Source organism: Streptomyces qinglanensis (assembly GCF_900111245.1).
Classification (GTDB): Bacteria; Actinomycetota; Actinomycetes; order Streptomycetales; family Streptomycetaceae; genus Streptomyces; species Streptomyces qinglanensis.
Genome location: NZ_FOGO01000001.1, coordinates 370,728 through 395,736 on the forward strand (window position 1 = coordinate 370,728; position 25,009 = coordinate 395,736).

The window sequence follows — 25,009 nt, forward strand, 5'->3', positions numbered from 1 at the left end:
CGCGGGTCTTCAGGGGCGAGGGGGAAGTCTACGGCCCGCCACCGACAGTCCCCGAAGCGCCGGAGCCGGGGCCGGACCGGGGCCGGGCGGAGCGCTGTTCTGCATCCGGGCCACATCCCGGGCTGCTCCCGGGCCACATCCGGGCTGCCCCTCGGGCCGCACCCGGGCCACCCGGCCCGCATCCGCGCAGAACCATCCTGGCCCCCGGCGGCGTCGACGTAGGTTGGACACTCGGTTCGTCATACACCGGTTTCGGTTCCCTACCGCCCTACGGAGCGCACCCATGACCACGGCAGGCCAGGCAGCAGAACGCGGCGAGACCATTCTGGAGGTCTTCGACACGGCCTTCGGCGACCTCCTCGCCGCCGACCCGGCGGCCTTCCGGACCAAGTTCCGCAAGATGGCGGCCTCCGCCTTCGCCTTCTACCGGGGCACCGCCTGCCTCTTCTACGCCGACCTGACGGCACCCGGCAGCCCTTACGGACCGGGCGCGGACAGCGGCCCGTTCCTGGACGAGCGCACCAGCCGGGTGTGGATACACGGCGACCTGCACGCCGAGAACTTCGGCACCTACATGAACGCCCACGGCCGGGTGCTCTTCAACGTCAACGACTTCGACGAGGCGTACGTGGGCCCCTTCACCTGGGACCTCAAGCGCTTCGCGGCCTCCGTGGCGCTGCTGGGCTACAGCAAGGCGCTCAGCGACGAGCAGATCACCGCACTGGTGACCACCTACGCCGACGCCTACCGCGACCGCATCCGGGACCTGGTCGAGGGCGTCTCGGAGAACGAGCCGCCCGCCCTCACCCTGGACACCGCGCGGGGCCCGGTGCTGGACGCGCTCCGCGCGGCGCGCGCCAACACCCGCTTCGGACTGCTGGGCACCATGACCGAGATCCGCGACTGGGAGCGCCGCTTCACCCCGGGCGGCGGCTCCGTCGAGCTGGACGAGGAGACCCGGGCCGCGGTGCTGGCGTCCTTCGACTCCTACCTGGGGACGCTCCCGCACAGCGCGGACCGCGAGCAGCACGGCGCGCACCGCGTCAAGGACGTGGTGGGCCGCCGCGGCATCGGGATAGGCAGCGCGGGCCTGCCCTCGTACAACATCCTGCTGGAGGGGCACAGCGACGCGCTGGAGAACGACCTGGTCATCTACATGAAGCAGGCGCAGACTCCGGCCGTCTCGCGGCACATCACCGACCCGGCGGTGCGCGACTACTTCCGGCACGAGGGCCACCGCACGGTCATCTCGCAGCGCGCGCTCCAGGCGCACGCCGACCCCTGGCTGGGCTGGACGGAGCTGAACGGCGCGGGCCAGCTGGTGGCGGAGGTCTCGCCCTACGCGGTGGACCTGGACTGGTCGGAACTGTCGGACCCGGAGGAGATGTCGCAGGTCACAGCGGACCTCGCCCGGGCGACAGCGACGATGCACGCCGCCGCCGACGAGGCGGAGAGCGGGCACAGCCTGGTGCCCTTCTCCACCGAGCGCGCCATCCACGAGGCGATCTCCTCCGACGAGGAGGGCTTCCGCGCGCTGCTGGTGGACTTCGCCCACACCTACGGCGCCCGCGCCCGGCACGACCACCAGATCTTCGTCGACCTCTTCCGCAACGGGCGCATCAGCGGGATGTGAGGCCCGGGGGAACCTTCCGGTCCCGCGAGCCGCCGCGCGGGGCCCGGGGGGACCCGCGCGGGCCCGGGCAGCGCCTGGAGGGGCTCCCCGGGCCGTCCGCCGGGCCCCGCGGAGGCGGGCAGGGCCGGGCGGGGCCGCACCGGCGCCGGTGGCCGGTTCCCGCCCTTCGCAGACTGCCCGCCCGCTCCCATGGCACACTCGGACCCCATGGGAACAGCAGGAGTGCGGACGGTGCGGGCGGGGATCTTCACCGCCCTCTGCGTCGCCCTGTCCTCCGGAGCCCATGTACTGCTCTCCGGCTCCCCCGTTCCGCTGCGCCCCTTCCTGCTCGTCTCGGCGGCGGTCTTCGCAGCCGCGTTCGCGCTGGCCGGCCGGGAGCGGAGCTTCGCCCGGATAGCTGCGCTGCTGGTCCCGCTGGAGCTGGCGGCCGACACCGTCTTCACCACCGGCCGGCACGCCTGCTACGGGCAGGCGGGCGGGCCGGTCACCGGGCCGCTGCGCTCGGTCGGCGTCGACCTGCTGTGCGGCGGCGGCAGCGTGGGCACGCCGCTGGCGCGGATGACCGCGCACGGCGGCCGGGCCGCCGCCTACCCGGCGGGCGTGCACGGGGTGCCGGGCACGGCCCTCCCCTGGCTGCTGCTGGCGGCGCACGTCGCGGCGGGCCTGCTGGCCGCGCTGTGGCTGCGCCGCGGCGAGGCGGCCGCGGCACGGCTGCTGCGCGCCGCGGCCACCGGTGCGTTCCGTCCGCTGCGGATCGCGGTCGCCGCCGTCGGTGCCGTCCGCGACCGCGGCCCGGTGCTGCCGCCGCGGGCTTCCGCGCCCGGTGCCCCGCCCGCGCTGCCGCTGCTGACCCACTCCGTACACCGTCGCGGGCCGCCTGCCCGGACCGCCGTGGCACCGGCGGTCTGAGGCAAGGATTCCCCCGCGTACGGACATCGGAGAAGAAGACAGCCATGAGCAAGCGCAACAGCCAGGAAGCCAAGCGCGCGGCCCGCGAGCGGCTGCGCATCGAGCGTGAGAAGCAGGCCAGGAAGGAGCGGACCCGGCGGCAGCTGCTGGTCGCCCTCTCGGTCGTCGGAGTGCTGGCCGTGGTGGCCGGTATCGGGATCTTCGTCGCCAAGCTGAACAGCCAGGACGCCAGCGACGACGGGATGTCCGTCACGACCGCGGGCGCCAAGGCGGAGAAGACCGTCGACGTCTACGAGGACCTGCGCTGCCCGGCGTGCGCCAGCTTCGAGCAGGCGATGGGCGAGCCGCTGCAGAAGGGTGCCGAGGAGGGCAAGTACAAGCTGCGCGTCCACCTCGGCGCCATCATCGACGGCAACATGGGCGGCTCCGGCTCCCGCAACGCCGCCCGTGCGCTGGGCGCCGCCAAGGCCGTGAGCGTCCAGGCGTTCGCGGACTACAAGGCGAAGCTGTACTCGGCCAAGTGGCACCCGGAGGAGCAGGAGGACAAGTTCGCCGACAACGACTACCTGCTCAAGGTCTCGGACACGGTCCCGGAGCTGAAGGACAACAAGGCGTTCGAGAAGGCCGTCAAGGGCAAGAAGTACACCAAGTGGGCCAAGGACATGATCGCCGGCTTCAACGGCGCCGACGTCCAGAGCACCCCCACCGTCCGGATCGACGGTGAGCAGGTGCAGCCCCAGGACGTGCCCGCCAAGCTCAAGGAACTGGGCGTGGACCTGAAGTCGGGCAAGGACGAGAAGAAGTAACCCGCGGCGGCCGGGAGCGGCGAGGGGCGGACCGTACGAGGTCTGCCCCTCGTTCGTACTCGTGCGTAACATGACCGCTCGTGACTTCTCCCCACTCGAGAACCGAACAGTCCCTGCCCGGCGGCGCGCTGCCCGCGCCGCGGCGCCGCGCCGTGGTCGCCGCCGGTGCGGCCGGTGCCGCGCTGCTGCCGCTCGCGGGCGCGGCCCCCGCGGCGAGCGCGGCCGACGCCGGTCCCTCCTTCGTGCACGGTGTCGCCTCCGGCGACCCGCTCCCCGACGGGGTGCTGCTGTGGACCCGGGTCACCCCGGAGCCCGGCGCCGTCCCCGGCTCGGGCCGGGGTGCCGCGGTCGACGTCGCGTGGGAGGTGGCCGCGGACCGCGGGTTCACCGACCGCGTGGCGCACGGCACCGTGCGGGCCGAGGCCGCCTCCGACCACACCGTCAAGGCCGATGTGCGCGGACTGCGCCCGGCCACCACCTACTTCTTCCGCTTCACCGCCGGCGGCGTCCACTCGCCCACCGGCCGCACCCGCACCGCCCCCGCCGAGGGAGCGGAGGTCTCCAACCTCCGCTTCGGGGTGGTCTCGTGCGCCAACTACGAGGGCGGCTGGTTCGCCTCCTACCGGCACCTGGCGGCCCGCTCCGACCTGGACGCGGTGCTGCATCTGGGCGACTACATCTACGAGTACGGGCACGGCGAGTACCCCACCGGGGACGACGTCGTGCGGACCGTCCAGCCCGAGCACGAGATCGTCTCGCTCGCCGACTACCGCACCCGGCACGGCCACTACAAGGCGGACCCCGACCTGCGGGCGATGCACGCGGCGCACCCCCTCGTCGCGATCTGGGACGACCACGAGTTCGCCGACAACGCCTGGTCGGGCGGGGCCGTCAACCACGACCCGGAGACGGAGGGCGGTTGGGCGCAGCGGGTCGCGGCGGCGAAGCAGGCGTACTTCGAGTGGCTCCCGGTACGGCCCTCCACCGCGGGCACCACTTTCCGGCGGCTGCGCTTCGGGCAGTTGGCCGAGCTGCACCTGCTGGACCTGCGCTCGTTCCGCGACGCGCAGGCCAAGGTGGGGCACGGCGGGGACATCGACGACCCGGACCGCACCCTGACCGGGCGCAAGCAGCTCGACTGGCTGAAGAAGGGGCTGGCGAGCTCGCAGGCCCGCTGGAAGCTCGTCGGCAACCCGGTGATGATCTCCCAGGTGGCCTTCGGCTCCGTCCCCGCCAAGTTCCTCGGGCCGCTGGGCGAACTGCTCGGCGTCCCCAAGGAGGGGCTGGCCGTCAACACCGACCAGTGGGACGGCTACACGGACGACCGCCGGGAACTCCTCACCCACCTGCGCGACAACCGGATCACCGACACCGTCTTCCTCACCGGTGACATCCATATGAACTGGGCCAACGAGGTTCCGCTGCTCGCGGCCGACTACCCCCACGAAGCCCCGCTGGCAACGGAGTTCGTCATCACCTCCGTCACCTCCGACAACCTGGACGACACCCTGCACGTGGCGCCCGACACCCTCTCGGGCCTCGCGGAGGCGGCCGTCCGCGCCGCCAACCGGCACGTGCGCTGGGTCGACATGGACTCGCACGGATTCGGGGTGCTGGACGTGGACGCGCACCGGGCGCAGATGGACTACTTCGTGCTGTCCGACAAGGCGGACAAGAACGCGACCGCCGCACTGCGCCGCTCGTACCGCACCGATTCCGGCTCGCAGCGGATCGAACGGACGTATCGCCCCCTGCACTGAGCCGCACCGCCGTACGCTGGCCTCATGGCAGGGGGCGAGCAGGGGGAGCAGGGGCACCTCGTCGATCAGCGTTTCGAACTGCTGGAGACGCTGGGGGCCGGGGGCATGGGAACGGTGTGGCGGGCGCGGGATGTCGCGCTGCACCGCGAGGTGGCGCTGAAGGAGGTCCGGCCCTTGTCGGCCGGACCCGGCGATCCCGCGGCCCTGGAGGGGTCGGAAGGGTCCCGGGCGCTGCGCGAACGCGTGCTGCGCGAGGCCCGGGCCCTGGCCCGGCTCAGCCATCCGCACGTGGTGACGATCCACCACATCGTGGACGAGGGGCCCTACCCCTGGCTCGTGATGGAGCTGGTGGACGGCCCCTCGCTGGAGCAGCGGCTGGCCGAGGGGCCGTTGGAGCCGCGTGCGGCCGCCCGGCTGGGCCGCGAGGTGCTCTCGGCGCTGCGCACGGCGCACGCCGCGGGCATCCAGCACCGCGATGTGAAGCCCGGCAACGTGCTGCTGCGCGCGGACGGTTCGGCGGTGCTCACGGACTTCGGCATCGCCGCGCTCCAGGACTCCGCCGCGGTGACGGCGACGGGCGAGTTCCTGGGGTCGCCGGAGTTCGTCGCGCCGGAGCGGGTCCGCGGGGTGGACGACGACCCGGCCGGTGATCTGTGGTCCCTGGCGCTGACGTTGTACGTGTGCACGGAGGGCCGCAGCCCGCTGCGCCGCGCCACCACGCTGGCCACCATCGCGGCGGTGCTCGACGATCCGGTGCCGCCGCCGGTGCGCAGCGGCGCGCTGGCGCCGGTACTGGCCGCGGTGCTCGTCAAGGACCCCGCGGCCCGGCCCGACGGGGCGGAGCTGGAGCGGATGCTGGCAGACGTCGCGGAGGGCCGGACGGCGACGCCGTATCTGCCGACCGAGACGTCGATCCCGGTCCGCTCCCCGGGCGCGCCTCCGGTGCCGACGCCCGTACCGGCACCGGGGGCTTCCACCGCGGCGCCCGGCGGCGCGGGCGGGAGGGCGCCGCACCGGCGGCGGGCCGTGTGGGCCGCTGCGGGCGGAGTGCTGGCGGCCGCGCTCGTCGCCGGGGGGCTGTTCCTGCTGGTCCGGCCGGGCGGCTCCGACGGCGCGGCGGCCGGGAGCGAGGACGGCAGGCGCGGTGCGCGCCCGGCCCCGACGGTGTCCGACGCGCAGGACGCCTCCTCGGCGCCGGAGACCGGCCCCTCCGCCTCCTCCGCCGGACCGGAGTCGACCCCGAGCCGGGAACCGGAGCCGGAACCCAGCACATCCTCGGCCCGGTCCGGCCCTCCGGCCGACTCCCCTGCCGGCTCTCCGGCCGACACCTGGGTGGCACAGCTCGGTTCGGTCGCGAAGGCGGACGGCACCGGCGCACGCGAGAAGATGCGCGCCGCCCTGAGCCGCAAGGCCGACGGGGTGCGCTATCTCGACAGCGACAGCTTCGCCTCGCTGCGCGGGGGCTACTGGATGTTCTACAGCTCCGGACCCGCGGGCGGCTTCCCCGACGGGACGGCGGCCGCCTCCTGGTGCAGCGCGCGGGGCCTCACCTCGTCGAACCAGTGCGTGGGCCGCTACGTCAGCGACGATGCCGCGGACCGCCCCTACATCTGCGCGCCCGGCGCCGCCCAGGGCACGGGGCGCTGCGAGCGCTGAGCCGTCCGGTCACGGCGCCCCGCGGTCGCGTTGGGCCGACCGGCGGCCGAGCGCACTCCCTTCCGGCGGTGGTGGCCTGTCGCCGCCGCGGTCCGGCTCCGCTGTGCGTACGTTGTGGGGCATTCGACGCGTTGGCCCCCGCGCCCCGAGGGCGCGTGATGCGGAGGTCGAGGGAGACCATGAGCTGGACACGTGCACGGAGGACGGCAGCCGCGGCCGCGATCTCCGGACTGCTCGCGCTCGTTCCGGCGGCACCGGCGGCACCGGCCGCCGGCAGCGCCGGGGAACGGGCGGGGCGCACACCCTCGTCCGGGGCCGCGGCCGCGGAACGAGCCGCCGCGCCGACCCCGCCACCGCCCCGCCTGCCGCGGAACTTCACCGGCAAGGGCCGGTGGATCGTCCGCGACCTGGGGATCGAGGTCCCGTTCCGCTGGGCGGGCCGCGACGGGGACAGCCAGATGGTGGCGGGGGGTCCGCAGTACCCGATCTGGTTCACGAACCTGATCTACCGCGGGACGCTCTACACGCTCACCTACAAGTGGCCCGGGCTGACCGAGCACCCCTGCTCGAAGATCCCCGGTTTCGACCGGGAACGGCTGAACGAGCTGCTCGCCAAGGCGCGGTTCGTCGGACGCGAGACCCTGGAGCGCACCCCGCGGCGGCAGGTGAACCACTGGCGGGTCGGTGTCGTCCTGCCGCAGCGGCCGCCGGGGAACCACCTGCGCTTCCCGCTCGCCCTCGGGGACGTCTACGTCGACCAGCGGGATCCCGGCACGTTCTGGCAGGTGCTCCAGTTCGGGGTCCAGAACCTCTACGATCCCGAGCTGGACGAGTGGCTGGTGATGAAGACCTTCGCGCACCGTCCGGGAGAGGTGGAACTGCCGCGGCGGTGCCGCACCGCCTCCTGAGCCTCCCGGGCAGCGCGGACGCCGCTGAGCGCCCGCCGCGCCCCGGCCCGGGCACCGCCGCGGGGTCACCGGCTCCGGCGGGCGCGGCGGGCGCGGCGGGCGCCTACAGCGTCTCCAGGAACCCCAGCACCGTCCGCCAGGTGCGCTCGGCGGCCTCCTCGTCGTAGTCCTCCAGCTCGGCGTGTGTGTACAGGTGCCCGGCCGCCGGATAGCGGTGCACCTCCACCTCGGCACCGGCCTGCTGCATCCGCAGGTACCAGGCGGTCAGCCAGTCGTGCGGTTCGAAGGCGTCGGGGTCGCCGACGTGGAGTTGCACGGGCAGGTCGTCGACCGCCGCGTCCTCCGGGATGTCCGAGGTGCCGGAGAAGAGCACCAGACCGCGGGCCTTGTCGTCGGCCAGCGCGAGGGTCTGGGCGATGGAGCCGCCCATCGAGAAGCCCGCGTAGACCAGCCCCTTGCCCGAGTGCGGCGCCGCGGCGGCCACGGCCCTGCGCAGCAGCTCGTCGCGGTCGGGGCTGCCCTCCTCCTCGCGCATCCGCATCCCCTCCTCCACCGAGGCGGCGGTCCGGCCGTCGAACAGGTCGGGGGCCACCACCTCGTGCCCCGCGGCGCGGAGCCGCTCCGCCGCGGCGCGCACGTCCGGAGTGAGCCCGCACACGGAGTGCAGGAGAACGAGCGATACGGGTGCCACAGATGTCACTTCCTTCACAAAGAACCCCTGGTGCGGCTCCTGGAGCCGGGTACTCCACATGGTGCCAGGTACGGTCGTCGGTGGTCCTCGGGCGGCCCGCCGCGGCCCGCCCGTCCCGGCACCGAGCCCGGGAACCCCGCTAGGAGAAAGGCGATCATGGAGAACGTGCTCCGGCCCGTCATCGTCTTCGGTGGCGCGATCGTGCTCTCGTACGTGCTCGCCTGGGCCGTCGACCGGCTGATGGTACGCCTGGACACCCGCCACCCGGAGACCCCGATGTGGGGGCTGCTGCGCAGCGGCCGCTTCCCCTTCCAGGCGGTCCTGTTCGTGCTGCTGGTCAGCAGTTTCTTCGACAGCACGCACCTGGCCAAGGACCACCGGGCCGGTGTCGACCGGTGGCTGACCATCGTGCTGGTCGCCGCCTCGGCCTGGCTGATCCTGCGGATCGTCGCCGCCATAACGGAGACGCTGGCCAACCGCTACGCCGGCGCCGCCCTGGACCCGGCGCGGGGACGGCGGGTACGCACCCAGCTCACCCTGATCCGGCGGCTGATCACCGCCGTGGTGACGGTGATCGCGGTGGCCGCCGTGCTGCTCCAGTTCCCGGGCATGAAGACGTTCGGCACCTCGATGCTCGCCTCGGCCGGTGTGCTGGGCATCGTCGCCGGTATCGCGGCCCAGTCCACGCTGGGCAACCTGTTCGCCGGGCTGTCGATCGCCTTCGGCGACATGGTGCGGATCGGCGACGAGGTCGTGGTGGAGGGGGAGCTGGGCACGGTCGAGGAGATCACCGTCTCCTATCTGGTGATCCTCACCTGGGACGAGCGCCGGATCACGATGCCGGTCTCCTACTTCACCAACAAGCCGTTCGAGAACTGGTCCCGCGGCGGCCCGCAGATGACCGGCACCGTCTACCTCCACCTCGACCACTCGACCCCCGTCGCGGAGCTGCGCGCCAAGACGGAGGAGCTGGTCCGGGCGAGCGACGAGTGGGACGGGCGGAACTGGAACGTGGTGGTCACCGGGACCACACCGACCACCGTCGAGGTACGGGTGGCCGTGACGGCGCGCACCTCCGGCGACCTGTGGACGCTGCGCTGCTCGCTGCGCGAGGACCTGATCGCCTGGCTGCGGGCCTACCACCCCGATTCGCTGCCGGGGATCCGGTACATCCCGCAGGAGAAGTCGATCTGACCCGCGGGCCCGGCCCGCACACCCGCGCGCGGCGCCGGTCCCGGCCGCGGCTGTGCCGCCGCTGTGCCGCCGCCACGGCGCACTCGTCGCGGCGGGCCCGGCGCGGGACGGCTCAGCTGCCCCGGAAGCTGCGGACGTCGAGCTGGTGCAGCACCCGGTCGACGGCCTCGGGATCCACCCCGGGCTCGTTGCGCGCCGCGATCACCTCGTGCCGGGCCGCCGACAGCAGCTCGTTCTGCAGCCGCCGCAGCTTCTGCGCGCGGGCCACCCGCTTGCTGTGCGCGGCCCGGCGCTCCTCGCCGACGATCTCGGGCGAGATCCGCGCGCCCACGTCCCAGGCGCGCCGCAGCAGTGCTTCGGAGACCTCTTCGGGCAGCTCCTCCACCTCTTCGATCTCCCGCAGCCGCCGCCGCGCCGCCTTGGCGACCCGCAACGCGAGCTGCCGCTCCAGTTCCCGTTCGGCGGCGCTGTCGGACTGCACGTTCAGCCTGCGGACCAGCCGGGGCAGGGTCAGGCCCTGGAAGACCAGGGTCACGAGCACCACCGCGAAGGCGATGAAGAGGATCGCCTCCCGGCCGGGGAAGGCTCCGCCCCCGGCATCGGGCCCGACGGACAGCGGGACGGCCAGTGCCAGCGCGACCGAGGCCACCCCGCGCATCCCGGCCCACCACACGACGACCGTCTCCCGCCAGTTGCGCGGGATGTCCTCGTCCAGGTCCTTGCGCTGATGCAGCCGCTGCGCCAGCCAGGCGGAGGGCAGCAGCCACAGCAGCCGCAGGGCGACCACGACGCCGACCACCGCGAGAGCCGCGGGCAGCAGCCGGCGCCAGTCCTGCTGGACGGTCCCGAAGACGGTGTGCAGTTCCAGCCCGATCAGCCCGAAGGCGATCCCGGTCACCAGCGTGTCCACGATCTGCCAGAACGTCTGCCCGGCCAGCCGGCCCTGCACGTCGTCCGCGTCCACGGCGTGCCCGGAGGCCAGGTAGAGCGCCGTCGTCAGGACGGCCAGCACACCCGAGCCCATCAGCTCCTCGGCGAGCACGTAGGAGGCGAAGGGCACCAGCAGGCTCAGCCCGGTCTGCAGGGTGGCGTCCCCGAGGTAGCCCATGAGCTTGTTCACCAGCCAGCCCAGTCCCAGGCCGACCGCGACCGCCACCACACCGGAGAGCACCAGCTCGCCCGCGGCCACGGGCAGCGAGAAGGTGCCGGTGACGGCGGCGGCGATGGCGACGTGGTAGAGGGTGATGGCCGTCACGTCGTTGAAGAGGCCCTCCCCCTCCAGCGCCGAGACCAGCCGCCTGGGCAGTCCGACGTTGCCGGCCACCGCGGTGGCCGCGACCGGGTCGGGCGGGGCGACCAGCGCGCCCAGCGCCACCGCCCCGGCCAGTCCGAGCCCGGGCACCAGCAGGTTGGCGACCGCGGCCACCGCCGCCGTGGTGACGAACACCAGCGCGACCGCCATCAGGAAGATCGGCCGCTTGTTCGCCGCGAACTGCCGCCAGGACGTGCGCTGGGCCGCGGCGTAGATCAGCGGCGGCAGCACCAGCGGCAGGATGAACTCGGGCGGCAGCGAGACGTTCGGGATGGAGGGGATCAGCGCCAGCACGCCGCCGAAGAGCGTCATCAGCACAGGCGAGGGCAGCCCGAGCTTGTCCCCGAGGGGGACCATCAGCACGGCGGCGAGCAGCAGGGCGAAGAAGAGGGCGAGCTGATCCATCCGGGTCAGGAACTCTCGGCCCGCACCTTGTCCAGCGCGGCCTGCAGGTCGGCCGGGTAGCCGCTCTCGTACTCGACCCGGCTCCCGTCGCCCGGGTGCTCGAAGCCGAGTCGCACCGCGTGCAGCCACTGGCGCTCCAGCCGCAGCCGCTTGGCCAGCGTGGGGTCGGCGCCGTAGGTCAGATCGCCCACGCACGGATGCCGGTGTGCCGCCATGTGCACGCGGATCTGGTGGGTGCGCCCGGTCTCCAGCTTGATGTCCAGCAGGCTGGCGGCCCGGAACGCCTCGACCAGGTCGTAGTGGGTCACCGACGGCTTGCCGTCGGAGGTGACCGCCCACTTGTAGTCGTGCTGCGGATGGCGGCCGATGGGCGCGTCGATGGTGCCGCTGAGCGGGTCGGGGTGGCCCTGGACGAGCGCGTGGTAGCGCTTGTCGACGGTGCGCTCCTTGAACTGCCGCTTGAGCAGCGTGTAGGCCCGCTCGGACTTGGCGACGACCATCAGCCCGGAGGTGCCGACGTCCAGCCGGTGCACGATGCCCTGCCGCTCCGCCGCGCCGGAGGTGGCGATCGTGTACCCGGCGGCTGCCAGCCCGCCGATCACGGTGGGTCCGCTCCAGCCCGGACTGGGGTGGGCCGCGACCCCGACCGGCTTGACGATCACCACGATGTCGTCGTCGTCATGGACGATCTCCATGCCCTCCACGGGCTCGGCGACGATCCGCACCGGCTGCGCCTGCCGGGGCATCTCCACCTCGATCCAGGCGCCGCCCTGCACCCGGTCGGACTTGCCCGCCGGCGCCCCGTCCAGCAGGACCTTGCCGTCCGCGGCCAGCTCCGCCGCCTTGGTCCGCGAGAAGCCGAACATCCGGGCGAGGGCGGCATCGACGCGCTCGCCCTCCAGGCCGTCGGGTACGGGCAGGGTCCGGGTCTCAGGAAGCGTGCTCACCTGATCGAGTATGCCGGACGCAGCCGTACGGCCCGCACGCCCTCGCCCCCGGCGGCACCCCGACTGCGCCCCGGCGGCGCCCCGACAGCACTGTGCGGGCGCGGCTCCCGGCGCCCGCACCGCCGGTCACCCGCTCACCCGCGCAGACCACCTCGGGGTGCGGCGCCCGCCGCCTGCGCCGACGGTGTGACAGAAGCCTCGGGACCAGCAGCGACACCGGAGGGCATCGCCGATGACGCCGCGCAGGACGCCTCAGCACCCCGCGCCGGACTCCGGTCCGGACGGCGGTATACGCCGCCGTCCCGGACAGGGCCGCCGACGCCTGCTGGCGGCGGCCACCGCACTGGCCACCGCCTGCCTCACGCTGGCCCCGGTGCGGGTGGCGGCGGCCGCCGAGGGCATCGCGGGCCCCTGCGCCATAGCTCCGGGCAGCGGCACCGACGAGGGACCGCTCGGGCCCGGCTACGTCCGCCCGCAGGGCAGCAAGCGGGCGCTGATGCTGATGGTCGACTTCAGCGACCACCCCGCGGCCACCCCCGCCCGGAAACGCGCGCGCTTCTTCTCCCGGTACGGCGACCGGTTCTGGAACCGCGCCTCCTTCGGCAAGTACCGGCTGGAGACCGAGACCAGCTCGGACTGGATACGCATGCCGCGGCCGTGGTCCTCCTACGGGATCACCCGCGGCATCCCCACCGGTCTGATGCGCGGCTACGTGCAGGACGCGCTGGAGGCCGCGCACCGCCAGGGCACCGACGTGCACGGCGCCGACCTCGTCTTCGTCGTGGCCGACAGCAATCTGCCCGCCGCGCCCACCGTCTCCCAGGCGCACACCTTCGACGGGCTCCGCGCCGCGGGAACCCGGGTGCACGGTGCGGCCCTGATCTTCGGCCGCGCCTCCGACTCGGCGCTGTGGCAGCGCGGGAACTTCGTCCACGAGGCCCACCACCTCTACGGTCTGCCCGACCTCTACAACGTCGTGGAGAACGCGTCCGTCGAGTACGCGGGGGGCTGGGACACCATGAGCATGGCAGGGATCTCCGACCTGCTGGGCTGGCACAAGTGGAAGTTCGGCTGGCTGTCCCGCTCCCGCGTCGGCTGCGTCACCTCGGCGGGCACCTCCGAGCACACGCTGGAGCCGGTCAGCTCCCCGGACGCGGGGCTGGCCGTGATACGGACGGGCCGGCACCGGGCGATAGTGGCCGAGGCGCGCACCCGCTCCGGACTGGACCGGGACATCTGCGCGGAGGGCGTGCTCCTCTACACCGTCGACTCGGCCCGGCCCACCGGCGAGGGCCCGGTCCGTGTCGTCGACTCCCGCCCCCGCAGCGGCGGCGGCGCCGCCTGCGCCGACCGGCTGCCCAGCGAACTGGCCGAGATGTCGGACGCGCCCTTCGCGCCGGGCGAGAGCCACACCTTCTCCGGCGGGATACGCATCACCGTCGGCGACGCCACCGACGAGGGCGGCTACCGCGTCCGGGTGCACGTCCCGCACCACGGCTGAGCGCCCCGGCCGGACACCCCGGCAGAGCATTCCGGCGGCGGCCGGCGCCGCACCGACGGCCGGTGCCGCACGGCGTCCGGCTCCGCACGGCGTCCGGCTCCGGCGAGCGGCCCGCCGGCTCAGTCCCGGTGGACGGTGCCGTCCGGGTCCAGGCCGCGGAAGGAGAGCAGCACGATCAGGATGCCGCCGCACACGATGGCCGAGTCGGCGAGGTTGAACACCGCGAAGTGCTTGGGCGCGATGAAGTCCACGACGGCGCCCTGGAAGACCCCCGGGGCGCGGAAGATCCGGTCGGCCAGATTGCCGCAGGCGCCGCCCAGCAGCAGGCCCAGCGCAATCGCCCAGGGGAGGCTGTAGAGCTTCCGGGCGATCCGCGCGATCACCACCACGACGGCCACCGCGATCGCGCTCAGCACGAGCGTGAGCGCCTCCCCCAGGCCGAAGGCGGCACCGGGGTTGCGGATGACGCTCAACTGGAGCCAGGAGCCCAGCAGCTCGATCGGGGCGTGGTTCTCCAGCTCCGCGACCACCACCAGCTTGCTGACCAGATCCAGCGCGAACGCGAACCCGGCCACCGCGGCCAGCACACCGATCCGCCGCCTGCGCCGCGGGGGTGCGGCGGACTCCCCCTCCGCGTGCTCCTCTTCACCACCGCCGGCCGCGCCTTCGTCGGGGCCGTCGACAGTCCGCTCCACCTCAGTCACGCCTTGAGGGTACGACACACGCGGACGGCGGTGGTCACGGTGTTCCCCGCGCTCAGCGGCGCTCCTGTTTCTGCTTGCACTCCACGCAGAGCGTGGCCCGCGGGAACGCCTGCATCCGGGCCTTCCCGATCGGCTTGCCGCAGTTCTCGCACTGCCCGTACGTCCCCGCGTCCAGCCGCTCCAGCGCACGCTCGCTCTGGTAGAGCATCTCGCGCGCGTTGGCGGCCAGCGCCATCTCGTGCTCGCGGGTGATGTTCTTGGTCCCGGTGTCCGCGTCGTCGTCACCGGCGCCGTCGCCCGAGTCCCGCATCAGGCCGCTGAGCGCCTCCTCCGCGGAGGCGATCTCCTGCCGGAGCCCGTCGGCCTCCTCCCGCAGGCCCGAGCGGGCCTCCTCGACCTCTTCCGGGGACCAGGGTTCCTCGTCGGGGCGTACCGGCAGTTCGCCGGGGGCCACCGGGCCCGCTTCGCTCCGCGCCGTGGGCACCGCCTCGGTCTCCGTCACCGGAGTCTTCTTCGCAGCCACCGTCCCTGCTCCCGTCGTCGTCCGCGCGTCCTGTCCGGTGGGCGCCCCGGCAGCGCCTTCCTGCCGGCCCCCCGCCGTTCCGGCCGCTGTCGTCGCCGCGGCCCCGTCGGCCGCCGCCCGTTCCCCCGCGCCTGTCCTCGCCGCGGCCTTCTTCGCCGGTGCCTTTCCGGCGGCCGACTTCTTCGCGGCCGACTTCTCGGCCGGTGCCTTCTTCGCCGGTGCCTTCTTCGCAGCCGTCTTCTTGGCGGCCGTCTTCTTGGCCGATGCCTTCTTGGCCGGTGCCTTCTCGGCGGCCGCCTTCTTCGCGGGCGCCCTTTTCGCGGGCGCCTTCTTCGCGGCCGTCTTCTTGGCCGGTGCCTTCTTCGCCGATGCCTTCTCGGCCGGCGCCTTCCCGGCCGCCTTCTGCGCCGCCGCGGTCCGGTCCCCGTCGTCTGTGGCCTTCTTCGATGCTGCCGTCTTCTTCGCGGCGCTCTCCTCCGCCACCATGACCGCGGCCCCTTCACATTTTGTGATCTTGCTCGCGAAACGTGACCGGAACGATAAATCGACTTCAAGCGCACAGCAACGGGGCACGCCGGTCTGCCACCTTTGTGCCCCGCCCGGCCGCGCGAAAACCGCTCCGTACCCGGGGCGGAATCCCCGTACACTGGGGACGGCGAGAGGCGAAGACGGGGACGAGTAGCGTCTGTGAGCGGCCCAGAGCGATCCGGGGACGGTGGAAGCCCGGAGGCGAGCGCGACGTGAAGATCACCCCCGAGCCGCCGGAGGAAAGCCCGGAGCACCCCGCTCCCGGGCGAGTAGAACCGGCAGCGCTACCCCAATGAGGGGACGGCGGGCACAGTCCGCCGTCAAGGAGGGTGGTACCGCGGGTCCGCCGCCGGCCAGGCAGGCGAGCTCGTCCCTCCGACGGAAGTGAAGAAGCGCAGCATCTTCCCGATGTCCGCCGGAGGAAGAAGACCCGCCGATGCAATACAACCAGGTGCCCGCCCAGGTCGACCTGCCCGCGCTGGAACGCGCCGTGCTCGATTTCTGGCAGCAGAACAAGGTGTTCGCCCGCACCCTCGAACAGTCCGAGGGCCGCCCGGAGTGGGTCTTCTACGAGGGCCCGCCCACCGCGAACGGCATGCCCGGAGCGCACCACATCGAGGCCCGCGTCTTCAAGGACGTCTTCCCCCGCTTCCGCACCATGCGCGGCTACCACGTGGCACGCAAGGCCGGCTGGGACTGCCACGGCCTGCCGGTGGAACTCGCCGTGGAGAAGGAACTGGGCTTCAACGGCAAGCAGGACATCGAGAACTACGGCATCGCCGAGTTCAACGCCCGGTGCCGGGAGTCGGTGACCCGGCACACCGACGCGTTCGCCGAGCTGACCACCCGGATGGGCTACTGGGTCGACCTGGACGACGCCTACCGGACGATGAACCCCGAGTACATCGAGTCTGTGTGGTGGTCGCTCAAGCAGATCTTCGAGAAGGGCCTGCTGGCCCAGGACCACCGGGTCGCCCCCTGGTGCCCCCGCTGCGGCACCGGGCTGTCCGACCACGAGCTGGCACAGGGCTACGAGACGGTGGTGGACCCCTCCGTCTACGTCCGGATGCCGCTCACCTCCGGACCGCTGGCCGGCGAGGCGTCGCTGATGGTGTGGACGACCACACCGTGGACGCTGGTCGCCAACCTGGCCGTGGCCACCCACCCGGACGTCACCTACGTCGTGGCCTCCGACGGCACCGACAAGATCATCGTGGCCGAGCCGCTGCTGGACAGCGCGCTCGGCGAGGACTGGCACATCACCGGCGAGCGCTACACGGGCCGGGAGATGAACGGCTGGAGCTACCGGCGCCCGTTCGAACTGGTGGACATCCCGGGGGCGCACTTCGTCGTCAACGACACCTACGTCACCACCGAGGACGGCACCGGCATGGTGCACCTGGCCCCCTTCGGTGAGGACGACTTCCGGGTCGCCCGCGCCAACGGCATCACCCCGGTCGTGCCCGTCCGCGCCGACGGCACGTTCGAGCCCGGCCTGGACCTGATCGGCGGCCAGTTCTTCAAGAAGGCCGACGAGGCCCTGGTCGCCGACCTGGACGCCCGCGGTCTCCTCTTCCGGCACGTGGCCTACGAGCACAGCTACCCCCATTGCTGGCGCTGCCACACGGCCCTCATCTACTACCCACAGCCGTCCTGGTACATCCGCACGACCCGGATCAAGGAGGCCCTGCTCCGGGAGAACGAGGCCACCAACTGGTTCCCGGACTCCGTCAAGCACGGCCGCTTCGGCGACTGGCTGGACAACAACGTGGACTGGGCGCTCTCGCGCAACCGCTACTGGGGCACCCCGCTGCCCGTCTGGCGGTGCGAGGAGGGCCACCTCACCTGCGTCGGTTCGCTGGCCGAGCTGAGCGAACTGTCCGGCAGCGACCAGTCGGAGCTCGACCCGCACCGGCCCTACATCGACGCCGTCACCTTCGGCTGCCCCGCCGAGGGCTGCGCACTGGAGGCGGAACGCGTCCCGGAGGTCATCGACGCCTGGTACGACTCCGGCTCCATGCCCTTCGCGCAGTGGGGCTACCCGTACAAGAACAAGGAGCTGTTCGAGAAGCGCTACCCGGCGCAGTTCATCTCGGAGGCCATCGACCAGACCCGCGGCTGGTTCTACACCCTGATGGCGGTCGGGACCCTGGTGTTCGACAAATCCTCCTACGAGAACGTGGTCTGCCTGGGCCACATCCTGGCCGAGGACGGCCGCAAGATGTCCAAGCACCTGGGCAACACCCTGGAGCCGATCCCCCTCATGGAGCAGCACGGCGCCGACGCGGTGCGCTGGTTCATGGCCGCGGGGGGCTCGCCCTGGGCGGCCCGCCGGGTCGGCCACGGCACCATCCAGGAAGTCGTCCGCAAGACGCTGCTGACCTACTGGAACACCGTCGCCTTCCAGGCCCTGTACGCGCGGACGAGCGGCTGGGCGCCCTCCGGGGCCGACCCGGAGCCGCACCTGCGCCCGCTGCTGGACCGCTGGCTGCTGAGCGAGCTGCACGCGCTGGTCGACCAGGTCACCATCGCCATGGACGGCTACGACACCCAGCGCGCGGGCAAGCTGCTGTCCACCTTCGTCGACGACCTGTCCAACTGGTACGTCCGCCGCTCCCGGCGCCGCTTCTGGCAGGGCGACGCCGCCGCGCTGCGCACCCTGCACGACGTGATCGAGACCGTCACCAAGCTGATGGCGCCGATCACCCCGTTCCTGGCCGAACGGGTCTGGCAGGACCTCGTCGTCCCGGTCACCCCCGACGCGCCCGACTCGGTGCACCTGTCGAGCTGGCCGCAGGCCGACCTCAGCCGCATCGACCCCGAGCTGTCCCAGGACATGCTGCTGGTGCGGCGTCTGGTGGAGCTGGGCCGTGCCTCGCGCGCCGAGTCCGGCGTCAAGACCCGCCAGCCGCTGTCCCGGGCGCTCATCGCCGCACAGGGCTTCGAGACCCTCTCCCCCGAGATGCGCACCCAGATCACGGAGGAGCTGAACGTCGAGCAGCTCGCCTCTCTCGCGGATGTCGGCGGCTCACTCGTCGACACCACGGCCAAGGCCAACTTCCGGGCGCTGGGCCGCCGCTTCGGCAAGGACACGCAGGCGGTCGCCAAGGCCATCGCCGGTGCCGATGCCGCGGCGCTGTCGGTGGCCCTGCGCGAGGGCACCGGCACCGTGGAGGTGGACGGCGAGACCGTGGCGCTGAGCCCCGAGGAGGTCATCATCACCGAGACGCCCCGCGAGGGCTGGTCGGTGGCCTCCGATCCCGGCGCCACCGTCGCGCTCGACCTGGAGATCTCTCCCGAGCTGCGGCGCACCGGACTGGCCCGGGACGCCATCCGGCTCATCCAGGAGGCCCGGAAGAACTCCGGCCTGGACGTCGCCGACCGGATCGAGCTGCGCTGGCAGTCCGACGACGAGGAGGTGGCGCGCGCGCTGGCCGAACACACCTTCCTCATCGCGGAAGAGGTCCTGGCCGAGGAGTTCGCCCAGGGCGACCCGGAGGAACTCGAGGGCCCCACCTTCGAGGACGAGGCGCTGTCCCTGACGTTCCGGCTCCGCAAGGGCTGAGCCACCCGCAGTACCGCAGTACGGTACCGCCCCCGTCCGCTGACCGCGGCCGGGGGCGGTGCCGCTGTGGCCCCCGCGGTGCTGCGGTCGTGCCGCGATGCTGCGCGCACCGCGATGCTGCCGCGGCCGAGCCCGGGGACGAGCCCGGGGACGAGCGGCGGAGCGGTCCGGGGGCCGGCAGCACGAACGGGCCGGGCCCGGGAGCGGAAGGTGCTCCCGGGCCCGGCCCGTCGACAGTGGGCGCTCAGCGCGCCCGGATCAGCTCTCGTCCTCGTCGATGAGGAAGCCTCGCATCGGCGACGGCGCCTGCTGGCCCTGCGGGCCGCCCTGCGGCCGGACCGGTGCCATCGGCTGGGTCATGGCCGGCGACATCTGCTGCTGGCTGCCGTAGGACTGGCCGGGACCGCCCTGGGTGTGCGGACCACCGCCGGGGCCGCCACCGGGGCCGCCCATGGAGTGGCCGTTGTTGCCCATGGACTGGTGTCCGCCCATGGTGCCGCCGGCGTTTCCGGGGGCACCGGCGGGAGCACCGGCTCCGGCCGGGGCCATCGACGGCGAGGGCGCGGGCAGCGATGCGGTCGCGGGCGTCCGCGGCGGCGCGAGCGAGTCGTCGGCCTGGTTCTCCAACTGCCGGAGCTGGCTCTCCAGGTACGACTTCAGCCGCGTGCGGTACTCGCGTTCGAAGCCGCGCAGGTCCTCGACCTTGCGCTCCAGGGTGGCGCGGGCGGACTCCAGGGAGCCCATCGCGACCCGGTGCTTCTCCTGCGCGTCCCGCTCCAGCGCGTCGGCCTTGGCGCGGGCGTCCCGCTCCAGGCCCTCGGCGCGGCTGCGGGCCTCACCGACGATCTTGTTGGCCTCGGAACGGGCCTCCGCGATCGCGTGGTCGGCCGTCTGCTGCGCCAGCGACAGCACGCGGGCCGCGCTGTCGTTGTTCTGGCCACCGCCGCCGGGCATCTGCGGACCACCCTGCGGGCCGCCCTGCGGACCGCCGGGGCCCATGGGGCCGCCCTGCTGCGGACCGGGACCGCCGGGACCCATCGGACCGCCCTGCGGACCCGGACCGCCGGGGCCACCCGGACCGCCGGGACCGCCGGGGCCCGCGGGGAGCTGCGCCTGACCGCCGGGAAGCTGCGGCGGGCCGCCCATACCCTGCTGCTGGGGCGGGACGGGCTGCGGTCCGGATATGGCGGCGGGCACAGGAGCCCCGCCTTGCTGCTGCTGCCTGTCCTGAGGTTCAGGAGGCTTGCGCATGCCGCCCTGTTGCTGTTGCTGGTTCTGAGCCGCCGCGCGCGTGGCCGCAGCCAGCTTGGCGCGCAGGTCCTCGTTCTCCCGCAGCAGCCGGGTCAGCTCGGCTTCGACCTCGTCGAGGAAGGCATCGACCTCGTCCTCGTCATAGCCTTCGCGCAGACGGACGGTCGTGAACTGCTTGTTCCGCACGTCCTCGGGGGACAGGGGCATCTCTTCACCTCAACGTAAGTCGTCGGCATATCGGCAAGACCATTCCGATCGTTCACAGCCTGGCCACGACGTTGATCAGGATGTAGACGATGATCATGAGTACGAAGAAGGACAGGTCAAGCGCCACGCCCCCGAAGCGCAGCGGTGGGATGAACCGCCGCAGAAGCTTGAGTGGCGGATCGGTGACAGTGTAGGTCGCCTCGAGAACGACCACCATCGCCTTGCCGGGTTGCCATGAGCGGGCGAACTGGAAGACATAGTCCATCACCAGCCGGAAGATCAGCACGAGCAGGAAGCAGTACAGCGCGATTTGGACCACGTCCAATGCGGTTCTCATCTGCGCGTCCCTCTCCCCTGGGGCTCTCGTGCCGCCTTGGCGGCCTGTTCCTGGACCCTGCGTCTCAGCTCTGGTTGAAGAACCCGCCCTCTGCGATGCGGGCCTTGTCCTCCGCCGTGACATCGACGTTAGCAGGAGACAGCAGGAACACCTTCTGCGTCACTCGCTCGATACTGCCGTGCAGACCGAAGACCAGACCAGCCGCAAAGTCGACAAGTCGCTTCGCATCGGTATCGTCCATCTCCGTCAGATTCATGATCACCGGAGTGCCCTCACGGAAGTGTTCCCCGATGGTACGGGCTTCGTTGTAGGTCCGGGGGTGCAACGTGGTGATCCGGTACGGCTCACGTTCGGACACGACCTTGGGCATGATCACCGGGGCGCTCTTCTCGACATTCTGGCGTTCAGGTGTGATGGATGACACGGGAGCAATTCTCCCGGCTCGTCCGCTTTCGGCGGCAACCGCCGGAGGGGTCTCCGGCTCCCGCTCCCGCTGCGCCGGCGGGTGAGCAACCCTCACCGACTCCTCGGGATCGGTCTTTTGGAGCGAATGGTGTGATTGTTCCGACTCGTACCGCCGATGATCCCGTTCGGGCTCGGGCTCGGGCTCGAACTCGTCGTCAGGGTCGAATCCCCGGCCGTCGTACCCATCGTCCTCCACGAGGCCGAGGTAGACCGCCATCTTGCGCATCGCGCCGGCCATTCTCTGCGTCCTCCGCTCTGTGGTGGATCGACTCCATCGACGCAGCCCCCGTCACCGGTGGCCCTGGGATGATCCACGCAGCCTCTCCGACCGGCCTTTTCCGGCGGAAATGACCATATATTCTGCTGTGGCCCCACTCGCTTCGCGACGTTACCGGAGCCGAGGTCGGTCTCCGAGTACCGCACTGCCGACGCGCACATGTGTCGCACCCGCGAGCACCGCCTCTTCGAGATCCGAACTCATTCCCGCCGACACCATCGTCGCAGCAGGATGCGCCACCCGCAGGGCGGTTGAGACTTCCCACAGCCGGTCGAAAGCCGCCCGGGGGCGCCCCGCCAGCGGGCCCGTCAGCGGCGCGACGGTCATCACTCCGTCGAGCCGCAGACCTTGGGCCGCCGCCACCGCGTCCGCGAGATCCGCCACACCGTCGGGTGCCACACCGCCCCGCTCCCCCACCGAACCGGACGGGGCGTCGAGGGCGACCTGGACCAGACATCCGATCTCCCGCTCCGCGCGGACGGCGGCCGCCGAGAGGGCGGACACCAGCCGCGCGCGGTCCACGGAGTGGACATGGTTCGCATAACCGGCAACCGACCGCGCCTTGTTGGTCTGCAACTGGCCGACGAAGTGCCAGTCGAGCCCAGCACCCGCACAGGCGGCCGCCTTCTGCGCCGCCTCCTGGTCGCGGTTCTCCGCCACGTCCCGCACGCCCAGCTCGGCCAGCAGCCGGACATCGGAGGCGGGGTGGGTCTTGGTCACCACGACGAGCGTGACCTCGTCCCGCCGGCGCCCCGCCGCGCGGCAGGCGCCCTCGATGCGCTCCTCCACCCGGGCGAGACGGGTGGCCAGCTCCGCCTTGCGCGCCGCCTCGGAGGACGCCGACGCCGCGGAGTCCGCGAAGTCCGCGGACCGCCCGTCCACGGACTCCGCGGACATGTCCGACTCCGGGCCCCCATAGGGCATATCGTCCGTCATCTCTCAGTCCGCCTCGATCCAGACATACCCCGCAAGCCTTCCCGTGGTCCTGTCCCGGCGGTAGGAGAAATGATCAGCGGACTCCAGAGTGCACACGGAGGAGTGACCGCGGTCGACGACCCCCGCACGGGTGAGCTGCGCCCGCACCCCGGCGGCCATGTCGACGGCAGGGGTGCCCGCCCGGGTCGTCGCGTGCGCCTCGGGGACGGCAGCCGCCACTTCGGCGCGCATCTGCTCCGGAACCTCGTAGCAGCTTCCGCAGACCGCGGGCCCGGTACGCGCGACGATGCGCTCCGGCACGGCGCCGAGCCCGGTCATCGCCTCGACCGTCGCACCCACCACTCCGGCCTGCACACCCGGCCGTCCCGCGTGCGCGGCACCGACGACCCCGGCGACGGGGTCGGCGAGCAGCACGGGGGTGCAGTCCGCGGTGAGCACGGCGAGCGCGAGCCCCCGACGTGCCGTCACCACGCCGTCGACGGGCGGCGCCTCGGCTCCGAACGGGCGATCGACGACAGCGACGTCGCGTCCGTGCACCTGGTGCATCCAGACCACCGAACCGGGCGACAGCCCGAGCGCCTGCGCGACCCGCTCCCGGTTGGTGCGCACCGCCTCGGGGTCGTCGCCGACCGCGCCGCCGAGATTGAGCTCCTCATACGGAGCGGCGCTCACCCCGCCCCACCTGTCGGTGAAGGCGAAATGCGCGCCGCTGACCGTCTCTTGTTCCGCTATCACTTCAGGAAGTCCGGCACATCCAGCTCTTCCGCCTGACTGTCGTGGTACGGGCGGGCCGGCGGCACCTGCGGGGTGGCGGACGGCGGCGGGACCTCGCTCACCGGAGCGGGCTCCGGGCGCGGCGGGGCCTCCTCCTCGCGCGGCGGGGCGACGGCGCCCAGGCCGCTGAACGAGGGGCGCTCGGGCTCCGGGTCGGCGGCGGGCGCCGACTCGTCCTGGTAGGCGGGGGCCGAGGAGCTCGCTGCGGACGACTGGCCGAGCGCCTTCTCCCCCTTCTTGGCGGGCGGCTGACCGCCGTCGAACCCGGCCGCGATGACGGTGACCCGCACCTCGTCGCCGAGCGCGTCGTCGATGACGGCACCGAAGATGATGTTCGCCTCGGGGTGGGCGGCCTCGCTCACCAGTTGAGCGGCCTCGTTGATCTCGAACAGCCCGAGGTCCGAACCGCCGGAGATGGAGAGCAGGACACCGCGCGCCCCGTCGATGGACGCCTCCAGGAGCGGCGAGGAGATGGCCATCTCGGCGGCGGCGACCGCGCGGTCGTCGCCGCGGGCCGAGCCGATCCCCATCAGGGCCGATCCCGCCTCGGACATCACGGACTTGACGTCGGCGAAGTCGAGGTTGATCAGACCGGGGGTGGTGATGAGGTCGGTGATGCCCTGGACGCCCGAGAGCAGCACCTGGTCCGCCGACTTGAAGGCGTCCAGCACGCTGACCTGGCGGTCCGAGATGGACAGCAGCCGGTCGTTGGGAATGACGATCAGCGTGTCGACCTCGTCGCGCAGTCCCGCGATGCCGTCCTCGGCCTGGTTGGCCCGGCGGCGGCCCTCGAAGGTGAAGGGGCGGGTGACGACACCGATGGTGAGGGCGCCGAGCGAGCGGGCGATGTTCGCCACGACGGGCGCGCCGCCGGTGCCGGTGCCACCGCCCTCGCCGGCCGTCACGAAGACCATGTCGGCCCCCTTGAGGACCTCTTCGATCTCCTCGCGGTGGTCCTCAGCCGCCTTGCGGCCGACGTCCGGGTTGGCACCGGCGCCGAGGCCGCGAGTCAGCTCGCGGCCCACATCGAGCTTGACGTCGGCGTCGCTCATCAACAGGGCTTGCGCGTCAGTGTTGATCGCGATGAACTCGACGCCCTTGAGACCGACCTCGATCATCCGGTTGATGGCGTTCACGCCACCGCCGCCGATACCGACGACCTTGATGACTGCGAGGTAGTTCTGCGGTGCTGCCACGTCGAAGGCCTCTCGCCTCGAGTTACGTATCCCTGTGGGGCGGTTCGAACGCCGACCCGAACCCTAAGTGTGAAGTTTAGGGTTACCAGTGCCTGTCTTACTCGGACTCTTCGCAACGGACACTAAGTCGACAAGTGCTGGGTGTTCAACGAACACGCCGAACCTCCCGTTTTTCTTTTCACCCTATGTGATCAGACCGAGCAGTAGCCATCCAGGGTGCTCACCAGCGGCGATACGCGTCAACTGACACGGTCCCGGCCGACGGTGACCCCGGCGTCCGCACCGATCCGCGACCACTGACCGTCCGCGGCACGGGATACTCCGCTCCTCCCTGCCGATCGCGGCCAGGGAACCGGGGGTTTGCCCCCGGCGGAACGAGGTACCTGTGCGGCGGCCCGAGCAGCAGCCGTCCGAGGTGCCCGCCGGCAGCGGGGACCGTCCATGGGGACGGACCGCTCCCGGCGAGAACATCAGCCTGATCATGCGGGGCAGCCCGGGTCAACTGACACGGCCACGGAACGGCG

20 protein-coding genes are annotated in these 25,009 nt (G+C 72.4%); 9 read left to right on the top strand and 11 right to left on the bottom strand.

The window, feature by feature from the left end:
* Positions 1-283: 283 nt before the first annotated feature.
* From BMX65_RS01635 to BMX65_RS01660, 6 genes are all read left to right on the top strand, one after another.
* Positions 284-1,633 (top strand): DUF2252 domain-containing protein, encoded by a 1,350-nt coding sequence (locus BMX65_RS01635; protein ID WP_074998277.1) that lies wholly within the window; start codon positions 284-286, stop codon positions 1,631-1,633.
* Between the two features lie 207 nt (positions 1,634-1,840).
* Entirely contained in the window at positions 1,841-2,542 is a 702-nt protein-coding gene (locus tag BMX65_RS01640) for a hypothetical protein (RefSeq protein ID WP_074998278.1), read from the top strand.
* A gap of 44 nt (positions 2,543-2,586) precedes the next feature.
* Positions 2,587-3,348 carry a thioredoxin domain-containing protein gene (locus tag BMX65_RS01645; RefSeq protein WP_074998279.1) on the top strand — a complete coding sequence of 254 codons (762 nt, stop codon included), beginning with the start codon at positions 2,587-2,589 and terminating at the stop codon, positions 3,346-3,348.
* Between the two features lie 80 nt (positions 3,349-3,428).
* Positions 3,429-5,108: an alkaline phosphatase D family protein gene (locus tag BMX65_RS01650; protein ID WP_079171643.1), complete on the top strand. Its 1,680-nt coding sequence runs from the start codon at positions 3,429-3,431 to the stop codon at positions 5,106-5,108.
* Between the two features lie 24 nt (positions 5,109-5,132).
* Positions 5,133-6,764, top strand: coding sequence for a serine/threonine-protein kinase (locus tag BMX65_RS01655; protein WP_074998280.1), 1,632 nt, complete (start codon positions 5,133-5,135; stop codon positions 6,762-6,764).
* A 179-nt stretch (positions 6,765-6,943) separates the two neighbouring features.
* Positions 6,944-7,672 (top strand): hypothetical protein, encoded by a 729-nt coding sequence (locus tag BMX65_RS01660; RefSeq protein WP_074998281.1) that lies wholly within the window; start codon positions 6,944-6,946, stop codon positions 7,670-7,672.
* A gap of 103 nt (positions 7,673-7,775) precedes the next feature.
* On the opposite strand, the gene BMX65_RS01665 is transcribed toward BMX65_RS01660, so the two are convergent.
* Positions 7,776-8,363 carry a dienelactone hydrolase family protein gene (locus BMX65_RS01665; RefSeq protein ID WP_074998282.1) on the bottom strand — a complete coding sequence of 196 codons (588 nt, stop codon included), beginning with the start codon at positions 8,361-8,363 and terminating at the stop codon, positions 7,776-7,778.
* A 156-nt stretch (positions 8,364-8,519) separates the two neighbouring features.
* Here BMX65_RS01665 and BMX65_RS01670 point away from each other — a divergent pair, with 156 nt between their 5' ends.
* Positions 8,520-9,557 (top strand): mechanosensitive ion channel family protein, encoded by a 1,038-nt coding sequence (locus tag BMX65_RS01670; RefSeq protein WP_074998283.1) that lies wholly within the window; start codon positions 8,520-8,522, stop codon positions 9,555-9,557.
* A 112-nt stretch (positions 9,558-9,669) separates the two neighbouring features.
* Here the strand turns inward: BMX65_RS01670 and BMX65_RS01675 are convergent, their stop codons facing one another.
* Together BMX65_RS01675 and BMX65_RS01680 are read right to left on the bottom strand one after the other, a co-directional pair.
* On the bottom strand, positions 9,670-11,274 hold the full coding sequence (locus BMX65_RS01675) for a Na+/H+ antiporter (protein ID WP_074998284.1): 1,605 nt from the start codon (positions 11,272-11,274) through the stop codon (positions 9,670-9,672).
* A 5-nt stretch (positions 11,275-11,279) separates the two neighbouring features.
* A complete protein-coding gene (locus BMX65_RS01680; protein ID WP_074998285.1) occupies positions 11,280-12,221 on the bottom strand; it encodes an RluA family pseudouridine synthase in 942 nt (313 codons plus the stop codon).
* Between the two features lie 232 nt (positions 12,222-12,453).
* Here BMX65_RS01680 and BMX65_RS01685 point away from each other — a divergent pair, with 232 nt between their 5' ends.
* Positions 12,454-13,722 carry a metallopeptidase domain-containing protein gene (locus BMX65_RS01685; RefSeq protein WP_074998286.1) on the top strand — a complete coding sequence of 423 codons (1,269 nt, stop codon included), beginning with the start codon at positions 12,454-12,456 and terminating at the stop codon, positions 13,720-13,722.
* A 119-nt stretch (positions 13,723-13,841) separates the two neighbouring features.
* Here the strand turns inward: BMX65_RS01685 and lspA are convergent, their stop codons facing one another.
* Positions 13,842-14,426 carry a signal peptidase II gene (gene lspA, locus BMX65_RS01690; protein WP_074998287.1) on the bottom strand — a complete coding sequence of 195 codons (585 nt, stop codon included), beginning with the start codon at positions 14,424-14,426 and terminating at the stop codon, positions 13,842-13,844.
* Positions 14,427-14,478: 52 nt separating this feature from the next.
* Positions 14,479-15,435, bottom strand: a complete 957-nt coding sequence (locus BMX65_RS01695) for a TraR/DksA family transcriptional regulator (RefSeq protein ID WP_074998288.1) — start codon at positions 15,433-15,435, stop codon at positions 14,479-14,481.
* 478 nt (positions 15,436-15,913) lie between these two features.
* Here BMX65_RS01695 and ileS point away from each other — a divergent pair, with 478 nt between their 5' ends.
* Positions 15,914-19,042 carry an isoleucine--tRNA ligase gene (gene ileS / locus BMX65_RS01700; RefSeq protein WP_074998289.1) on the top strand — a complete coding sequence of 1,043 codons (3,129 nt, stop codon included), beginning with the start codon at positions 15,914-15,916 and terminating at the stop codon, positions 19,040-19,042.
* Between the two features lie 258 nt (positions 19,043-19,300).
* On the opposite strand, the gene BMX65_RS01705 is transcribed toward ileS, so the two are convergent.
* The 6 genes from BMX65_RS01705 to ftsZ form a co-directional block, all read right to left on the bottom strand.
* Positions 19,301-20,500, bottom strand: coding sequence for a DivIVA domain-containing protein (locus BMX65_RS01705; protein WP_074998290.1), 1,200 nt, complete (start codon positions 20,498-20,500; stop codon positions 19,301-19,303).
* Between the two features lie 52 nt (positions 20,501-20,552).
* Complete coding sequence (locus tag BMX65_RS01710) at positions 20,553-20,837, bottom strand: YggT family protein (protein ID WP_019355489.1); 285 nt, start codon at positions 20,835-20,837, stop codon at positions 20,553-20,555.
* A 64-nt stretch (positions 20,838-20,901) separates the two neighbouring features.
* Positions 20,902-21,540 (bottom strand): cell division protein SepF, encoded by a 639-nt coding sequence (locus tag BMX65_RS01715; RefSeq protein ID WP_074998291.1) that lies wholly within the window; start codon positions 21,538-21,540, stop codon positions 20,902-20,904.
* Between the two features lie 150 nt (positions 21,541-21,690).
* On the bottom strand, positions 21,691-22,476 hold the full coding sequence (locus BMX65_RS01720) for a YggS family pyridoxal phosphate-dependent enzyme (protein ID WP_420856795.1): 786 nt from the start codon (positions 22,474-22,476) through the stop codon (positions 21,691-21,693).
* Between the two features lie 42 nt (positions 22,477-22,518).
* On the bottom strand, positions 22,519-23,250 hold the full coding sequence (gene pgeF, locus BMX65_RS01725; protein ID WP_074998292.1) for a peptidoglycan editing factor PgeF: 732 nt from the start codon (positions 23,248-23,250) through the stop codon (positions 22,519-22,521).
* Positions 23,247-24,485 carry a cell division protein FtsZ gene (gene ftsZ, locus BMX65_RS01730; protein ID WP_074998293.1) on the bottom strand — a complete coding sequence of 413 codons (1,239 nt, stop codon included), beginning with the start codon at positions 24,483-24,485 and terminating at the stop codon, positions 23,247-23,249. Before ftsZ ends, pgeF begins: the two co-directional genes overlap by 4 nt.
* Positions 24,486-25,009 lie beyond the last annotated feature (524 nt).